At 71.7% G+C, this 14,566-nt stretch carries 13 protein-coding genes and 1 pseudogene; 6 read left to right on the top strand and 8 right to left on the bottom strand.

From position 1 onward, the window contains the following. The 8 genes and pseudogenes from EAO73_RS05990 to EAO73_RS05960 all read right to left on the bottom strand — a co-directional run bounded on the left by EAO73_RS05990 (position 1) and on the right by EAO73_RS05960 (position 6,510). Positions 1-2,001 (bottom strand): NADH-quinone oxidoreductase subunit L, encoded by a 2,001-nt coding sequence (locus EAO73_RS05990; RefSeq protein WP_147970421.1) that lies wholly within the window; start codon positions 1,999-2,001, stop codon positions 1-3. Continuing rightward, the gene (nuoK, locus tag EAO73_RS05985; protein WP_147970420.1) at positions 1,998-2,417 is read right to left on the bottom strand and encodes an NADH-quinone oxidoreductase subunit NuoK; all 420 of its coding nucleotides are present in this window, start codon (positions 2,415-2,417) and stop codon (positions 1,998-2,000) included. Before nuoK ends, EAO73_RS05990 begins: the two co-directional genes overlap by 4 nt. Beyond that, positions 2,417-3,022, bottom strand: a complete 606-nt coding sequence (locus EAO73_RS05980) for an NADH-quinone oxidoreductase subunit J (RefSeq protein ID WP_147970419.1) — start codon at positions 3,020-3,022, stop codon at positions 2,417-2,419. The genes nuoK and EAO73_RS05980 overlap by 1 nt, the downstream gene beginning before the upstream one ends. Further along, complete coding sequence (locus EAO73_RS05975; RefSeq protein ID WP_147970418.1) at positions 3,019-3,612, bottom strand: NuoI/complex I 23 kDa subunit family protein; 594 nt, start codon at positions 3,610-3,612, stop codon at positions 3,019-3,021. Before EAO73_RS05975 ends, EAO73_RS05980 begins: the two co-directional genes overlap by 4 nt. Next, positions 3,612-4,580 (bottom strand): complex I subunit 1/NuoH family protein, encoded by a 969-nt coding sequence (locus EAO73_RS36375; protein ID WP_224756243.1) that lies wholly within the window; start codon positions 4,578-4,580, stop codon positions 3,612-3,614. Before EAO73_RS36375 ends, EAO73_RS05975 begins: the two co-directional genes overlap by 1 nt. A gap of 471 nt (positions 4,581-5,051) precedes the next feature. Next, a pseudogene (locus tag EAO73_RS36370) lies at positions 5,052-5,417 on the bottom strand (NADH-quinone oxidoreductase subunit C); the annotation flags it as partial. A gap of 29 nt (positions 5,418-5,446) precedes the next feature. Next, positions 5,447-6,088, bottom strand: coding sequence for an NADH-quinone oxidoreductase subunit B (locus EAO73_RS05965; RefSeq protein ID WP_147970416.1), 642 nt, complete (start codon positions 6,086-6,088; stop codon positions 5,447-5,449). Continuing rightward, positions 6,079-6,510: an NADH-quinone oxidoreductase subunit A gene (locus EAO73_RS05960; RefSeq protein WP_191133953.1), complete on the bottom strand. Its 432-nt coding sequence runs from the start codon at positions 6,508-6,510 to the stop codon at positions 6,079-6,081. Before EAO73_RS05960 ends, EAO73_RS05965 begins: the two co-directional genes overlap by 10 nt. Positions 6,511-6,698: 188 nt before the next feature. Here EAO73_RS05960 and EAO73_RS05955 point away from each other — a divergent pair, with 188 nt between their 5' ends. The 6 genes from EAO73_RS05955 (at position 6,699) to EAO73_RS05930 (ending at position 14,457) form a co-directional block, all read left to right on the top strand. Then, on the top strand, positions 6,699-7,895 hold the full coding sequence (locus tag EAO73_RS05955; RefSeq protein ID WP_191133952.1) for a sensor histidine kinase: 1,197 nt from the start codon (positions 6,699-6,701) through the stop codon (positions 7,893-7,895). Positions 7,896-8,020: 125 nt separating this feature from the next. Beyond that, on the top strand, positions 8,021-9,376 hold the full coding sequence (locus tag EAO73_RS05950; protein WP_147970415.1) for a sensor histidine kinase: 1,356 nt from the start codon (positions 8,021-8,023) through the stop codon (positions 9,374-9,376). Between the two features lie 144 nt (positions 9,377-9,520). Continuing rightward, positions 9,521-10,180, top strand: coding sequence for a response regulator transcription factor (locus EAO73_RS05945; RefSeq protein ID WP_026171285.1), 660 nt, complete (start codon positions 9,521-9,523; stop codon positions 10,178-10,180). A gap of 260 nt (positions 10,181-10,440) precedes the next feature. Continuing rightward, the gene (locus tag EAO73_RS05940) at positions 10,441-12,390 is read left to right on the top strand and encodes a 2-oxoacid:acceptor oxidoreductase subunit alpha (RefSeq protein WP_147970414.1); all 1,950 of its coding nucleotides are present in this window, start codon (positions 10,441-10,443) and stop codon (positions 12,388-12,390) included. After that, complete coding sequence (locus EAO73_RS05935) at positions 12,383-13,441, top strand: 2-oxoacid:ferredoxin oxidoreductase subunit beta (protein WP_147970413.1); 1,059 nt, start codon at positions 12,383-12,385, stop codon at positions 13,439-13,441. Before EAO73_RS05940 ends, EAO73_RS05935 begins: the two co-directional genes overlap by 8 nt. Before the next feature lie 155 nt (positions 13,442-13,596). Then, complete coding sequence (locus EAO73_RS05930; RefSeq protein ID WP_147970412.1) at positions 13,597-14,457, top strand: SDR family oxidoreductase; 861 nt, start codon at positions 13,597-13,599, stop codon at positions 14,455-14,457. The last annotated feature ends 109 nt before the right edge of the window (positions 14,458-14,566 follow it).

The raw sequence follows: 14,566 nt of genomic DNA, 5'->3' as shown, positions 1-14,566 counted from the left end.
TCAGGACCCCGCGTTGACGTTGGCGAAGACGACGGCGGCGACCGCCAGGACCAGGGAACCGGCCAGCAGTGCGCTGAGGTAGGTCTGCACGTTGCCGGTCTGGGCGCGGCGGACGGCGGTGCCGAGCCGGCGCGCGCCGGTGGCGGAGCCGCGTACGTAGGTCTCGACGACCTCGCGGTCCAGGAAGCGGACGAGGCGTGCGGCGGCCTGGACAGGGCGGACGAACAGCGCCGCGTACAGGGCGTCCAGGTGGAAGCCGGTGGCCGCGTGGCGGTGGAGCGGGCCGAGCAGCAGGCGTCCGGGGTCGGCGGGGTCGGGTGCGTCCCCGGCCGGGCCGTAGGCGGCGGTGCGGGCCTCGATGGCCTCGATCTCCACGAGGGCCGGTTCGGCGTCGGGGTGGGCGACGACGGAGCCCATGGGGACGCGGGCGGCGAGCGCGGTGGTGTGGCGCCAGGCCGCGTAGGTGACCAGGCCGCCGACGAGGCCGACACCGGTGGACAGGACGGCGGTGGTCAGCGAGGGGACGAGGCGGTGGCCGTCGAACCAGTCGCCGATCACGCCGACGCTCAGCCCGAGGGCGATGGTCGGGACGGCCAGCACCCACAGGACGGCGGTCATGGCGACGGGCTGCCTGCCGTGGTCGGGGGCCTCGGCGCCCCGGCCCCGGAAGGCGAGGAGCCAGAGCCGGGTGGCGTAGGCGGCGGTGAGCACGGCGGCCAGCAGCCCGGCGACGAGGACCGTCCAGCCGGCGGCGGCCGGGGCGACGTGCCGGTGGCCGAGCGCGGTGTGCTCGGCGGCGACGAGGACGGCTTCCTTGGAGAAGAAGCCGGCGAACGGGGGGATGGCGGCCAGCGCGAGCAGGGCGACGGTCATCGTCCAGTAGGCGTCCGGGATGCGGCGGGCGAGGCCGCCCATCCGGGACATGGCGGCCAGTGAGTTGGTGCCGGCGGCGTGGATGACGACGCCGGCCGCGAGGAAGAGGACCGCCTTGAAGGCACCGTGCGAGATGAGGTGGAAGACGGCGGCCCCGCGGTCGCCGACGGCCAGGGCGCCGGACATGTAGCCGAGCTGCCCGATCGTCGAGTAGGCGAGGACGCGCTTGATGTCGTCCTGGGCGAGGGCGGCGAGCCCGGATCCGATCATCGTGACGGCCGCCATCACGGCGAGGACGACGAGGGCGGCGCCGGAGGCCGCGAAGACGGGGAGGAGCCGGGCCACGAAGTAGATGCCGGCGGCGACCATCGTGGCCGCGTGGATCAGTGCCGAGACGGGGGTGGGGCCGGCCATGGCGTCGGGCAGCCAGGTGTGCAGCGGGAACTGCGCGGACTTGCCCGCGACCCCGGCCAGGAGCAGGAGCGCGATGACGGTGGGGTGATCGAGGCCGCCGTGGGCCACGGCGCCCAGGATGCGGGTGATGCGGAAGGAGCCGGTGTCGGCGGCGAGCGCGAACAGGCCGATGAGGAAGGGGACGTCGCCCAGCTTGGTGACCAGGAACGCCTTCAGCGACGCGGCGCGCGCCTCGGGCGTCTCCCAGTAGTGGCCGACCAGGAAGTACGAGCAGATGCCCATGACCTCCCAGCCGACCAGCAGCACCATCAGGTCGCCGGAGTAGACGACGAGCAGCATCGCGGAGGTGAAGAGGGAGACGAGCGCCGCGTACGAGGGGTAGCGGGGGTCGTCGCGCAGATACGCGGTCGAGTAGATCTGCACGCAGCTCGCGACCAGCGCGACCAGCACGGCGACGAGGACCGCGAAGCCGTCGAGGTGCAGCGCGAGGTCGATGGGGACGGAGCCGGTGGGGGTGAGCTGGGTCGCCGCGTCGATGGCCCGGCCGCCGCCCTGGCGCGAGGCCACCACAGCCGCGAGGACGAGCGAGACGAGGGAGGGCAGGACGGCGAGCGGGCGCACGAACCCGGGCGCGGTGCGGCCGATGAGCAGACCGGCCGCCGCGCCCAGGAACGGGAGGAGGGGGACGAGGACGGCGAGGGTCGTGGTGGTCACGGGGTGGCCTCTGCCTTCTTTGCCTTCCCTGCCGCAGCAGTGGCCTGGTCTTCGGGTCGGGCGCGGTCGTCGTCCTCGTCGTCGCCGGCCGGGACGGTCTCGGCCTCGTCGGTCTCGGCGGTGTCGCGCAGGCGGTCGACGGCGGAGCTGCCGCGGTTGCGGTACACGGCGAGGACGATCGCCAGGCCGATGCCGATCTCCGCCGCCGCGATGGCGATGGTGAACAGGGTCAGGGCCTGGCCGGAGTGGAGGCGGTCGCGGAGCCAGACGTCGAAGGCGACCAGGTTGAGGTTGACGGCGTTGAGCATCAGCTCGACGGACATCAGCACGAGGATCGCGTTGCGGCGGGCGAGGACTCCGTACAGCCCGGTGCAGAAGAGGAGGGCGGCGAGCACGGCGGGATAGGCGAGGTGCATCAGCGCGTGTCCTCTCGGTCCGGGGCGGCCGCGGGGCCGCCGTCGACGGGTGCGGTGGTCCGGCCCTTGCGGGAGAGGACGATCGCGCCGACCAGGGCGGCCAGCAGCAGGACGGAGAGCGCCTCGAAGGGGAGGACCCAGTTCCGGAAGAGGAAGGCGCCGGTGGCCTTCGTGGAGCCCTGGGCGGGCCCGTCCAGGTCGATCCACGTCGTACGGAAGGCGTCCACGACGACCCAGACCAGGGCGCCGGCGGAGGCGACGGCGACCGCGAGGGCAACCCACCGGTTCTCCGAGTCGGCGTCCGGGGAGCGGCCGATCGGGGCCCGGGTGAGCATCAGGCCGAACAGGAGGAGGACGACGACGGAACCCACGTAGATCAGTACCTGCACCCAGGCGATGAACTCCGCCGTGAGCAGGAGGTACTCGACGGCGAGGCCGCCGAGCGCCACGATCAGCCAGAGGGCGGCGTGCACCAGCTGCCTGGTCGTGACGGTCACCAGGGCCGCGCCGAGGGTCGCGATGCCGACGAGGACGAAGGCGATCTCGACGCCGGCCGGGGAGAGGAAGCCGGGGGTCGCGGAGGCGGCCGCGAGGGCGGGGGTCATGCCTTGCCCTCCTCTTCCTCTGCGGCGGCTTCCTGGGCCTGCTGGGCCTCTTGTGCCTGCTGCTCCTGCTGGGCGCGGAGTTTGTCGGCCGTCTTGCGGGCGGCGGCGATCTCCTTCGGCTCCTCGGCGTGCGGGTCGAGCGCGGGCGGCTCCGGGACCGTCCACATCCAGTCGCGCAGCTTGTCGCGCTCATGGGTGAGGTCGAGGATGTCCGTCTCCGCGTACTCGAACTCCGGCGACCAGAACAGCGCGTCGAAGGGGCACACCTCGATGCAGATGCCGCAGTACATGCAGAGCGAGAAGTCGATCGCGAAGCGGTCGAGCACGTTACGGCTGCGCTCGCGGCCGCCCGGGGCCGCTGCCGGCACCGTCTCCTTGTGGGAGTCGATGTAGATGCACCAGTCGGGGCACTCACGGGCGCAGAGCATGCACACCGTGCAGTTCTCCTCGAACAGCGCGATGACGCCCCGGGAGCGGGGCGGGAGTTCGGGCTGCACGTCCGGGTACTGCGCGGTGACGGTCTTCTTCGTCATCGTCCGCAGGGTGACGGCGAGGCCCTTGGCCAGGCCTGAGCCGGGGATCGGGGGCACTAGTTGATCGCCACCTTCACGATGCCGGTGAGCGCGATCTGCGCGAGAGCGAGCGGGATGAGGGTCGTCCAGGCGAGCTTCTGCAGCTGGTCCTCGCGCAGGCGCGGGTAGCTGACCCGCAGCCAGATCACGACGAACGCGAGGATGCCGGTCTTCAGCAGGGTCCAGACCCAGCCGAGTCCGTCGGCGCCCAGCGGTCCGTGCCAGCCGCCGAGGAACAGCACGGTGGTCAGCCCGCAGAGCACGACGATCCCGGCGTACTCGGCGAGCAGGAACAGCGCGAAGCGGAGGCCGGTGTACTCGGTGTACGCGCCGAAGATGATCTCCGAGTCGGCGACCGGCATATCGAAGGGCGGGCGCTGGAGTTCGGCGAGCCCGGCCACGAAGAAGACCAGGGCGCCGGTGATCTGCCAGGGCAGCCACCACCACTCGAACGCGTCCAGGATGCCGGGCAGTGACACCGTCCCCGCCGCCATCGCCACCGAGGCGGCGGCGAGCAGCATCGGCAGCTCGTACGCGAGCAGCTGGGCGGCGGTACGGAGGCCGCCGAGCAGGGAGAACTTGTTGGCCGAGGCCCAGCCGGCCATGAGCGAACCGAGTACGCCGACGCCCATCACCGCGAGCACGAAGAAGATGCCGGCGTCGATGACCTGGCCGACGGCGCCCTCGCCGGGGCCGACCGGGATCGCGACGAGCACGAGCAGATACGGGAGGAGGGCGACGGCCGGCGCGAGGCGGAAGACCTTGCGGTCGGCGCCCGCCGGGACGATGTCCTCCTTCTGCGCGAACTTCACGCCGTCGGCGACGAGCTGGGCCCAGCCGTGGAAGCCGCCCGCGTACATGGGACCGAGGCGGCCCTGCATGTGGGCCATGACCTTGTGTTCGGTCTGGCCGACGACGAGGGGGAGAACCATGAAGACGGCGAACACGATGACGAGGCGGAGGGCGACGTCCAGTGCGTCGTTCACTCGTGATCGCCTCCGTTGTCGGGGGTGGGGTCGTTGTCCTCCGCCCCCGGGCCCCCGCTCCGCCCCCGGGCCCCCGCTCCTCAAACGCCGGAGGGGCTGATCGTCGCCCGCCGTGTGCCACGGGGCGTCCGCCCCCTGCTGGCTCGCCGAGCCCTGGGAGGCGCTGCGGGTGCGACGGGGTTCCGCCGGAGTCGTCGGCGTCGCCTCGCCCGCCGTGCGGGTACGCCGCACCGGCCGTTCCCCCGCGGCCCGCGCCCCTCGGGCCGGCCGCGCCGGCGCCGGCGGGAGCTGGCCCTTCAGCGGGCCCCACTCGTTCGGGTCCGGGACGCCCGGCGGGAGCATCGTGCGGCGCTTCGGGCCGCCGTGTTCGGACTCGCCCGGTTCCTTCGCGCCCGGCCATGCCTTCGCCACGCGGGCGGCCAGCACGAAGTCCTTGCGCAGGGGGTGGCCCTCGAAGTTCTCGGGGAGGAGCAGGGGGACCAGGTGCGGGTGGTCCTCGAAGTCGACGCCGAACATCTCGTGCGTCTCGCGTTCGTGCCAGGCGGCGCCCTCGTACACGCCGATCGCCGTCGGCAGGACGGGGGCCTCGTGCGGCACCGTCGTACGGACGAGGAGGCGGCGGACGCCGGAACCGCCGGACGGCAGCGCCGCCACATGCGCGCAGACCCGGAAGCCCGTGCCCGGTTCGTCCACGGCGCTCAGCCAGTCGAAGTAGGTGCAGCCGAGGGTGTCGCGGGCCGTTTCCAGGGCGGTGATCCACGCGGTGGGCGGGACGTCGACCGTGAGGAGGTCGTACGCCTGCTCGGCCGTGGCGTCCTCGCCGAAGATCTCGGTCACGGCGTCCGGGAGCCGGTCGAAGGAGTCGGTCACTTCTCGTCCTCCTCCCCGGCGGCCGGAGGCGGTGTCACCAGGCCGCTGCGCAGGGCCGCCGTGGACGGGCGGGCGCCCGCGGCATCGGCGTAACGCTCGCCCAGCGACTCGCGGGCGATCTTCTCCTGGAGTTTCAGGATGCCCTGGAGCAGCGCCTCGGGGCGGGGCGGGCAGCCGGGGACGTAGACGTCGACGGGGATGATCTGGTCGACGCCCTTGGTGACGGAGTACGAGTCCCAGTACGGGCCGCCGCAGTTGGAGCAGGCGCCGAAGGAGATGACGTACTTGGGCTCGGGCATCTGCTCGTACAGGCGCTTGACCGCCGGGGCCATCTTGTCCGTCACCGTGCCGGAGACGATCATGAGGTCGGCCTGGCGCGGGCCCGGCGCGAAGGGGATGACGCCGAGCCGGATGAAGTCGTGGCGCGCCATGGACGCGGCGATGAACTCGATGGCGCAGCAGGCGAGTCCGAAGTTGAAGACCCAGAGGCTGTAGCGGCGGCCCCAGTTGAGGACCACCTTCATCGGTTCCGGGGCGAGCCGGGACAGGACGCCCAGGCGCTTCGGTTCCGGGAGGAACGTGGGTACGGCGGCGGGTTCGTCCCCCGCCCCGGCGGACGACGGGCTCGTCACGTCCATTCGAGGACGCCCTTCTTCCATGCGTAGAGCAGTCCCACGGCCAGGAAACCGAGGAAGATGAACATTTCCACCAGCGTGGTCGCGCCGTAGCCCGGCGCCGCGAAGACCGTCGCCCAGGGGAACAGGAAGATCGAGTCGACGGCGAAGATCACGTACAGGAACGCGTAGACGTAGTAGCGGACCTGGGTGTGGGCCCAGCCCTCGCCGACGGGGTCCACGCCGCACTCGTACGTGAGGAGCTTCTCCGGCGTCGGGACCACGGGGCGCAGCAGCCGGCCGGCTCCGAAGGCGACGGCGACGAACAGGACGCCGACGACGGCGAGCAGTCCGACGACCGAGTAGCTGTGGAAGTACTCCGACGACGCGAGCACGGTCCGCGCCGGTGTCGATGCCGCACCAGGAAGGTCCGTCACGTCGGCCACGTCCGCCCCTCGCTCCCTCACCCGTTCGACGATCTGTACGCACGGGAGTCTAGGCCCTGTAAAGGGCGGGTAAGCAGTTGCGTCGGGCAACGGACGGGGAACGAGTGGAGCACGGGTGGGGATATCCCTACTTCGCCTCACCCACGAGCCCCATGGCATCCGCAGGTGGCGCCCGGCAGGCTGGTCCCATGACCACGAGCCCTCAGCTGCCCCTCGATGACGGGCCGCCGCCTGTCCGCTTCGCCTTCGGCCGGTGGACCTGGAAGGAGGTCGCGCACCTCCTCGCCAATCTGCCGATGGCGATCCTCGGATTTGTTTACACAGTGTTGATGGTGGCCATCGGGGTGGGCCTCGCGGTCACCGTGGTCGGTCTGCCGCTGCTCGCCGCCGGGCTCCAGGGCTCCCGGCTGATCGGGCGGGCCGAGCGGGGCCGGGCGCGCAAGCTGCTCGGCGTCCGTGTCGAGGAGCCGAGCCCGGTGGCCCGCAGCCGCCGCGAGGAGGGGTTCTTCGCCTGGCTGTGGTCGAGCCTGGCGGACCCGGTGGCCTGGCGGGCGGCGCTGTATTCGTTCGTACGGCTGCCGTGGGGCATCCTCACCTTCGCCGTGACGCTCGTCTGTCTCATCGTGTGGCCGGCGCTCCCCTATACGTCACGGCTCATGGCCAACGCGGACCGGGCGATGGTGCGCGGGCTGCTCTCCCCCTCCGACGACCTCGAACGCCGCATCGCCGAACTGGAGTCGGACCGGGGCGTGGTCGTCGACACGGCCGCCGCCGACCTGCGCCGTATCGAGCGCGATCTGCACGACGGGGCGCAGGCTCGGCTCGTCGCCCTCGCGATGGGGCTCGGCCTGGCCAAGGAGAAGCTGACCGACGACCCCGAGGCGGCGGCGCGCATGGTGGACGAGGCGCACGGCGAGGTGAAGGTCGCGCTCCAGGAACTGCGCGACCTGGCCCGGGGCATCCACCCGGCCGTCCTCACCGACCGCGGCCTGGACGCCGCGCTGTCCGCCATCGCCTCGCGCTGCACGGTGCCCGTCACCGTACGGGTGGATCTTCCGGGGCGGCCGGCCGAGGCCATCGAGGGCATCGCGTACTTCACCGTCTCCGAACTCCTCCAGAACGTCAGCAAGCACAGCGCAGCCCGTACCGCCTCCGTCGACGTGTGGCGCTCCGGCGACCGGCTGCTGATCCAGGTCGGCGACGACGGCCGGGGCGGGGCCTCCATGGACGGCGGTACGGGGATGGCGGGGCTCGCGGAGCGGCTGGACGCCGTCGACGGGGTCTTCGTCCTCGACTCCCCCGCCGGCGGCCCGACGACCGTCACGGCGGAACTGCCCTGGCGCGACCGGGAGGCCGGGAAGAGCCCGGCCGGCCGCCCGAGGTAGGGAAAACCCCCCGCCCGGGACGGGAACCGTCCTCATGGTGCGGCGCCTCCCGGACCAGCAGTCTTGAAGCATCACGCACAGCCCCCCAGCCGACCCGCACGCAGCAGAAGAAACGGACGGAACCCATGGCCACGGCATACGGACCGGACACCCGGGACCCCCAGCGGTCGGGAAGCGGCCTCGGGGGCCGTCCCGCGAAGCGGCACATGCTGCCGGCCGTGCTGCGGGCGCCCCTGGAGGGCAGGACCTGGCGCGAGTTCTGCTATCTGCTGCTGAGCCTGCCGATCAGCATCGTGCTGTTCACCTTCGCGATCACCATGGTCTCGCTGGGCGCGGGGCTGCTCGTGACCTTCCTGGGCATCCCGGTGATGGCGGCCGGGCTCGTCATGTGCCGGGGCTTCGGGATGCTGGAGCGGACCCGGGCGCGCGCCCTGCTGCGGGTGGACGTGGCCGATCCGGCGCCGGTGCGCGGCCGGAAGAGCGGGCTGATGTCCTGGGTCGGCGCGGTCCTGAAGAGCGGGGTGTCCTGGCGCCACCTGCTGTACGCGCTGCTGCACTTCCCGTGGGCGGTCTTCGCGTTCTGCGTCTCGCTGACGCTCCAGGCGTGGGGCTGGGCGGCGCTCACCTACCCGCTGTGGCACTGGGCCGTCCCCTCGCACGCCGGTGTCTCGGGCATCCAGCTGTACGGGGACACCCAGCACGAGGTGTACCTCGACTCGGGCGTCGATCTCGCGCTGACCGCCGGCCTGGGCCTGGGCATCGTCCTCCTCTCCCCCTGGGTGATCCGGGGCCTGGCGACCGTGGACCGGCTGATGGTGACCGGGCTGCTCGGCCCGTCCCGGCTGGCGGAGCGCGTCACGGAGCTGGAGTCCGACCGGGGTGTCGTCGTGGACACCGCCGCCGCCGACCTGCGCCGCATCGAGCGCGATCTGCACGACGGGGCGCAGGCCCGGCTCGTCGCCCTCGCCATGGACCTGGGCCTCGCGAAGGAGAAGCTGACCGCCGACCCGGAGGCCGCCGCGAAGATGGTGGACGAGGCGCACGGCGAGGTGAAGGTGGCCCTCCAGGAACTGCGCGACCTCGCCCGGGGCATCCACCCCGCCGTCCTCACCGACCGGGGCCTGGACGCGGCCCTCTCCGCCATCGCCTCGCGCTGCACCGTCCCGGTCACCGTAGAGGTGGACCTCGCGTCGCGGCCGGCCCAGGCCATCGAGGGCATCGCGTACTTCACCGTCTCCGAACTCCTCCAGAACGTCAGCAAGCACAGCGGAGCCCGTACCGCCTCGGTCGACGTGTGGCGCACCGAGGACCGGCTGCTGCTCCAGGTGACCGACGACGGGCGCGGCGGCGCGGACCCGGCGACGGGCAGTGGGCTCGCCGGGCTGACCGAGCGGCTGGACGCGGTGGACGGGGTCCTGGTCGTCGACTCGCCGGTGGGCGGCCCGACCAGGATCACCGCCGAGCTGCCCTGGCGCGGCTGACCGGCACCGCGCCCCGGCGGACCGCAGCGGCTCTCAACCCCCCGCATGCTCGCGACGTCCCTGCCGTTACTGGGATGCTGGACGGCGTACGAGTCGTGCCGGCGAGCGAGCAGTGGGGGAAACAGCGTCGTGGTGGAGGACAGGGTGCGTGTGGTCATCGCCGAGGATTCGGTACTGCTCCGGGAGGGACTGACCCGGCTGCTGACGGATCTCGGGCACGACGTCGTCGCGGGCGTCGGGGACGCGGAGGCGCTGATCAAGACGATCGGCGACCTCGCCGGGCAGGACGCGCTGCCGGACGTGGTGGTCGCGGACGTACGGATGCCGCCGACGCACACCGACGAGGGCGTGCGGGCGGCGGTGCGGCTGCGCCGGGACTACCCGGGGATCGGGGTGCTGGTCCTCTCCCAGTACGTGGAGGAGCAGTACGCCACCGAGCTGCTGGCCGGGTCCAGCCGGGGCGTCGGGTATCTGCTGAAGGACCGGGTCGCCGAGGTCCGGGAGTTCGTGGACGCGGTGGTCCGGGTGGCGCAGGGCGGTACGGCGCTGGACCCCGAGGTGGTGGCGCAGCTGCTGGGCCGCAGCCGCAAGCAGGACGTGCTGGCCGGGCTGACGCCGCGTGAGCGCGAGGTGCTGGGCCTGATGGCGGAGGGGCGTACGAACTCCGCGGTGGCCAAGCAGCTGGTGGTGAGCGACGGTGCGGTGGAGAAGCACGTCAGCAACATCTTCCAGAAGCTGGGGCTGGCCCCGAGCGAGGGCGACCACCGGCGGGTGCTCGCGGTGCTGACGTATCTGAACTCCTGAGGCCCGCGGCCCCTCTCACGGCCCGTCGGAACCACGCGCCCGGGTGTGTCTCCAGCGAGGGTCCGACGGGGAACCAGGTGGCTGGTGAATCATGACGGAACAGCGCCGGGAAACGTCTCAGCATCCAGAATCACAGCGTCTCAAAATGCCGTCCATCATGTGATCGGCCCCAGGAAGGCGACCCTCACGGACGTAGGGTGGGCGGGGGACCTCCGGCGGGCCGGACGGTTCCGAGCCGCCGTCCGAGGGAGGTCCAGTAAGTGACCAGCCAGGTCAGTAGCCCAGCCGAACAGGCCGACGAAGCCGGTGAGGCGCTCGTAGGGGGACAGCGCGCCCCCCAGTCCGCCGGCACCGGCGCGAAAGAGATCCGCCGTCTGGACCGGGTGATCATCCGTTTCGCGGGTGACTCGGGTGACGGCATGCAGCTCACGGGTGACCGGTTCACCTCCGAGACGGCGTCCTTCGGGAACGACCTGTCCACGCTGCCGAACTTCCCCGCCGAGATCCGCGCCCCCGCAGGCACCCTGCCGGGGGTTTCGTCGTTCCAGCTGCATTTCGCCGACCACGACATCCTGACCCCGGGCGACGCGCCGAACGTGCTGGTCGCGATGAACCCGGCGGCGCTGAAGGCGAACATCGCCGATGTGCCGCGCGGTGCCGAGATCATCGTGAACACCGATGAGTTCACCAAGCGGCCGATGGCCAAGGTGGGCTACGAGAGCAGCCCGCTGGAGGACGGCTCGCTGGAGGCGTACAACGTCCACCCGGTGCCGCTGACCACCCTGACGATCGAGGCGCTGAAGGACTTCGGGCTCTCCCGCAAGGAGGCCGAGCGCTCGAAGAACATGTTCGCGCTCGGGCTGCTGTCCTGGATGTACCACCGGCCGACCGAGGGCACCGAGGCGTTCCTGCGGGCCAAGTTCGCCAAGAAGCCGCAGATCGCCGAGGCGAACGTGGCGGCCTTCCGGGCCGGGTGGAACTTCGGCGAGACGACGGAGGACTTCGCCGTCAGCTACGAGGTCGCCCCGGCCTCGCAGGCCTTCCCCACCGGCACGTACCGCAACATCTCGGGGAACCTCGCCCTGTCCTACGGACTGATCGCGGCCGGCCGCCTGGCGGACCTGCCGGTCTACCTCGGTTCGTACCCGATCACCCCGGCCTCGGACATCCTGCACGAGCTGAGCAAGCACAAGAACTTCGGCGTGCGCACCTTCCAGGCCGAGGACGAGATCGCGGGCATCGGGGCCGCGCTGGGCGCCGCGTTCGGCGGGTCGCTCGCCGTGACGACGACGTCCGGGCCCGGTGTGGCCCTGAAGTCGGAGACCATCGGGCTGGCGGTCTCGCTCGAACTGCCGCTGCTCATCATCGACATCCAGCGCGGTGGCCCGTCCACCGGCCTGCCCACCAAGACCGAGCAGGCCGACCTGCTCCAGGCGATGTACGGGCGCAACGGCGAGGCCCCGGTGCCGATCGTGGCCCCGCGCACCCCGGCCGACTGCTTCGACGCGGCGCTGGACGCGGCCCGGATCGCCCTGACCTACCGCACCCCGGTCTTCCTGCTCTCGGACGGCTACCTGGCCAACGGCTCCGAGCCCTGGCGCATCCCGGAGCTCGACCGGCTGCCGGACCTGCGCGTCCAGTTCGCCGGCGGCCCGAACCACGAACTGGCCGACGGCACCGAGGTGTTCTGGCCGTACAAGCGCGACCCGCAGACGCTGGCCCGTCCGTGGGCGGTCCCGGGCACGCCCGGCCTCGAACACCGCATCGGCGGCATCGAGAAGCAGGACGGCACGGGCAACATCTCGTACGACCCCGCCAACCACGACTTCATGGTCCGCACCCGCCAGGCCAAGGTGGACGGCATCGAGGTCCCGGACGTGGAGGTCGACGACCCGGCCGAGGCGCGGACGCTGGTACTGGGCTGGGGTTCGACGTACGGCCCGATCACGGCGGCCGTGCGCCGACTGCGCGCCTCCGGGCGCTCCATCGCCCAGGCCCATCTGCGCCACATCAACCCGTTCCCGCGGAATCTCGGCGAGGTTCTGAAGCGTTACGACAAGGTGGTCGTCCCCGAGATGAACCTCGGGCAGCTGGCCACGCTCATCCGCGCCAAGTACCTGGTGGACGCCCACAGTTACAACCAGGTCAACGGCATGCCGTTCAAGGCCGAGCAGCTCGCGACAGCTCTTGAGGAGGCCATCGATGCCTGAGACGAACGAACTGCTCCAGCTGGTGCCCAAGGCCGAGGCCAAGCAGTCCATGAAGGACTTCAAGTCCGACCAGGAAGTGCGCTGGTGCCCCGGCTGCGGCGACTACGCGGTCCTCGCCGCCGTGCAGGGCTTCATGCCCGACCTCGGTCTGGCGAAGGAGAACATCGTCTTCATCTCCGGCATCGGCTGCTCCTCGCGCTTCCCGTACTACATGAACACGTACGGGATGCACTCGATCCACGGCCGCGCCCCGTCCATCGCGACCGGCCTCGCCACCTCGCGGCGCGACCTGTCCGTCTGGGTGGTCACGGGTGACGGCGACGCGCTGTCCATCGGCGGCAACCACCTGATCCACGCGCTGCGCCGCAATGTGAACCTGAAGATCCTGCTGTTCAACAACCGGATCTACGGGCTGACCAAGGGCCAGTACTCCCCCACCTCCGAGGTCGGCAAGATCACCAAGTCGACGCCGATGGGCTCGCTGGACGCCCCGTTCAACCCGGTGTCGCTGGCGATCGGCGCGGAGGCGTCGTTCGTCGCCCGGACCGTCGACTCCGACCGCAAGCACCTCACGAGCGTGCTGCGGGCCGCCGCCGACCACCCGGGCACGGCGCTGGTGGAGATCTACCAGAACTGCAACATCTTCAACGACGGCGCGTTCGAGGTCCTGAAGGACAAGGACCAGGCGCAGGAGGCGGTGATCCGCCTGGAGCACGGGCAGCCGATCGTCTTCGGCGCGGACGGCGCGAAGGGTGTCGTACGGGACTCGCTGACCGGGGACCTGAAGGTGGTCGCGGTCACCGAGGACAACAAGGCGCAGATCCTCGTCCACGACGCGCACGCCCCGAGCCCGACCACGGCGTTCGCCCTGTCGAGACTCGCCGACGCGGACACCCTGCACCACACCCCGATCGGGGTGCTGCGCAGTGTGGAGCGGCCGGTGTACGACACGTTGATGGCCGAGCAGCTGGACACGGCCGTGGAGCAGAACGGCAAGGGCGACCTGGCGGCGCTGCTCGCCGGGAACGACAACTGGACGGTGGTCGGCTGACGCCGGCGCCCCGATCCGCGCGAGCGCGCCGGACCTGTCCCTCACGGGCGGGACCGGCGCGCTCTCGTATACCCGTGGCCAAGAGCACTTTCTTTTAGTTAGCGCATTCCGTAAGGTGGTGTGAGAGCGAAGCGAACAAAGAGGAGAAACCCCCCATGAGCATCGTCGTCACCGGAGCCACCGGAGCACTCGGCCGTCTCGTCGTCGAGCACCTGCTGACCACCGTCCCCGCCGACCGGGTCGCCGCCGTGGTCCGCGACAAGGAGAAGGCCGCCGGTCTGGCCGCCCGGGGCGTCGAGCTGCGCATCGCCGACTACGACCGCCCCGAGACCCTGGCCGGGGCGTTCCGCTCCGGCGACCGCGTGCTGCTGATCTCGGGCAACGCGGTCGGCAGCCGGATCCCCCAGCACACGGCGGTCATCGACGCGGCGAAGGCGGCGGGCGTCGCCCAGCTCGCGTACACCGGCATCCTCGGCGGCCCCGACGCGGACTTCACGCTGGCCGACGAGCACCGGGCGACCGAGCAGCTGATCCTGGACTCCGGCCTGCCGTACACCTTCCTGCGCAACGGCTGGTACACGGAGAACCAGACCGAGAACCTGGCCCCGGTCCTGGCGCACGGCGCGGTCGTCGGCAGCGCGGGCGAGGGCCGTATCGCCTACGCCTCCCGCGACGACTACGCGGCCGCGGCCGCCGCCGTCCTGACCGGCGAGGGCCACCTGAACCGCGCGTACGAGCTGAGCGGCGACACCGCCCTGTCCTACGCCGACTACGCGGCCGTGGTCGCGAAGGCCACCGGCAAGGAGATCGCCCACAAGGACGTCCCGGCCGCCGTCCACAAGGAGATCCTGACCGGCGCCGGCGTGCCGGAGTTCTTCGCGGCGATCCTGGTCGACGTGGACGACGCCGTCCGGCGCGGGCGCCTGGCCGGGACCAGCGGCGACCTGTCCCGCCTGATCGGCCGCCCGACGACCCCGGTGTCCGACACCGTCGCCGCCGCGGTCGCCGCGCTCTGACCCGTACCCCACCCGGTGTCATGACCGTATGACGATACGGCCATGACACCGGGCCCCGGCGGCGCTACCTTCGTGTGGTTGACGGTCGTACGACAGACACCACCAGGAG

The sequence above is a fragment of the Streptomyces sp. col6 genome, from assembly GCF_008042035.1.
Taxonomy (GTDB): Bacteria; Actinomycetota; Actinomycetes; order Streptomycetales; family Streptomycetaceae; genus Streptomyces.
This window is presented reverse-complemented; position numbering and strand designations above follow the sequence as displayed.

Coding starts and splice junctions, on each gene's coding strand:
- EAO73_RS05965 (WP_147970416.1), bottom strand. CDS start 6,088: ATGGACGTGACGAGCCCGTCGTCCGCCGGGGCGGGGGACGAACCCGCC.
- EAO73_RS05950 (WP_147970415.1), top strand. CDS start 8,021: ATGGCCACGGCATACGGACCGGACACCCGGGACCCCCAGCGGTCGGGA.
- EAO73_RS05980 (WP_147970419.1), bottom strand. CDS start 3,022: ATGACCCCCGCCCTCGCGGCCGCCTCCGCGACCCCCGGCTTCCTCTCC.
- EAO73_RS05955 (WP_191133952.1), top strand. CDS start 6,699: ATGACCACGAGCCCTCAGCTGCCCCTCGATGACGGGCCGCCGCCTGTC.
- nuoK (WP_147970420.1), bottom strand. CDS start 2,417: ATGCACCTCGCCTATCCCGCCGTGCTCGCCGCCCTCCTCTTCTGCACC.
- EAO73_RS05935 (WP_147970413.1), top strand. CDS start 12,383: ATGCCTGAGACGAACGAACTGCTCCAGCTGGTGCCCAAGGCCGAGGCC.
- EAO73_RS05930 (WP_147970412.1), top strand. CDS start 13,597: ATGAGCATCGTCGTCACCGGAGCCACCGGAGCACTCGGCCGTCTCGTC.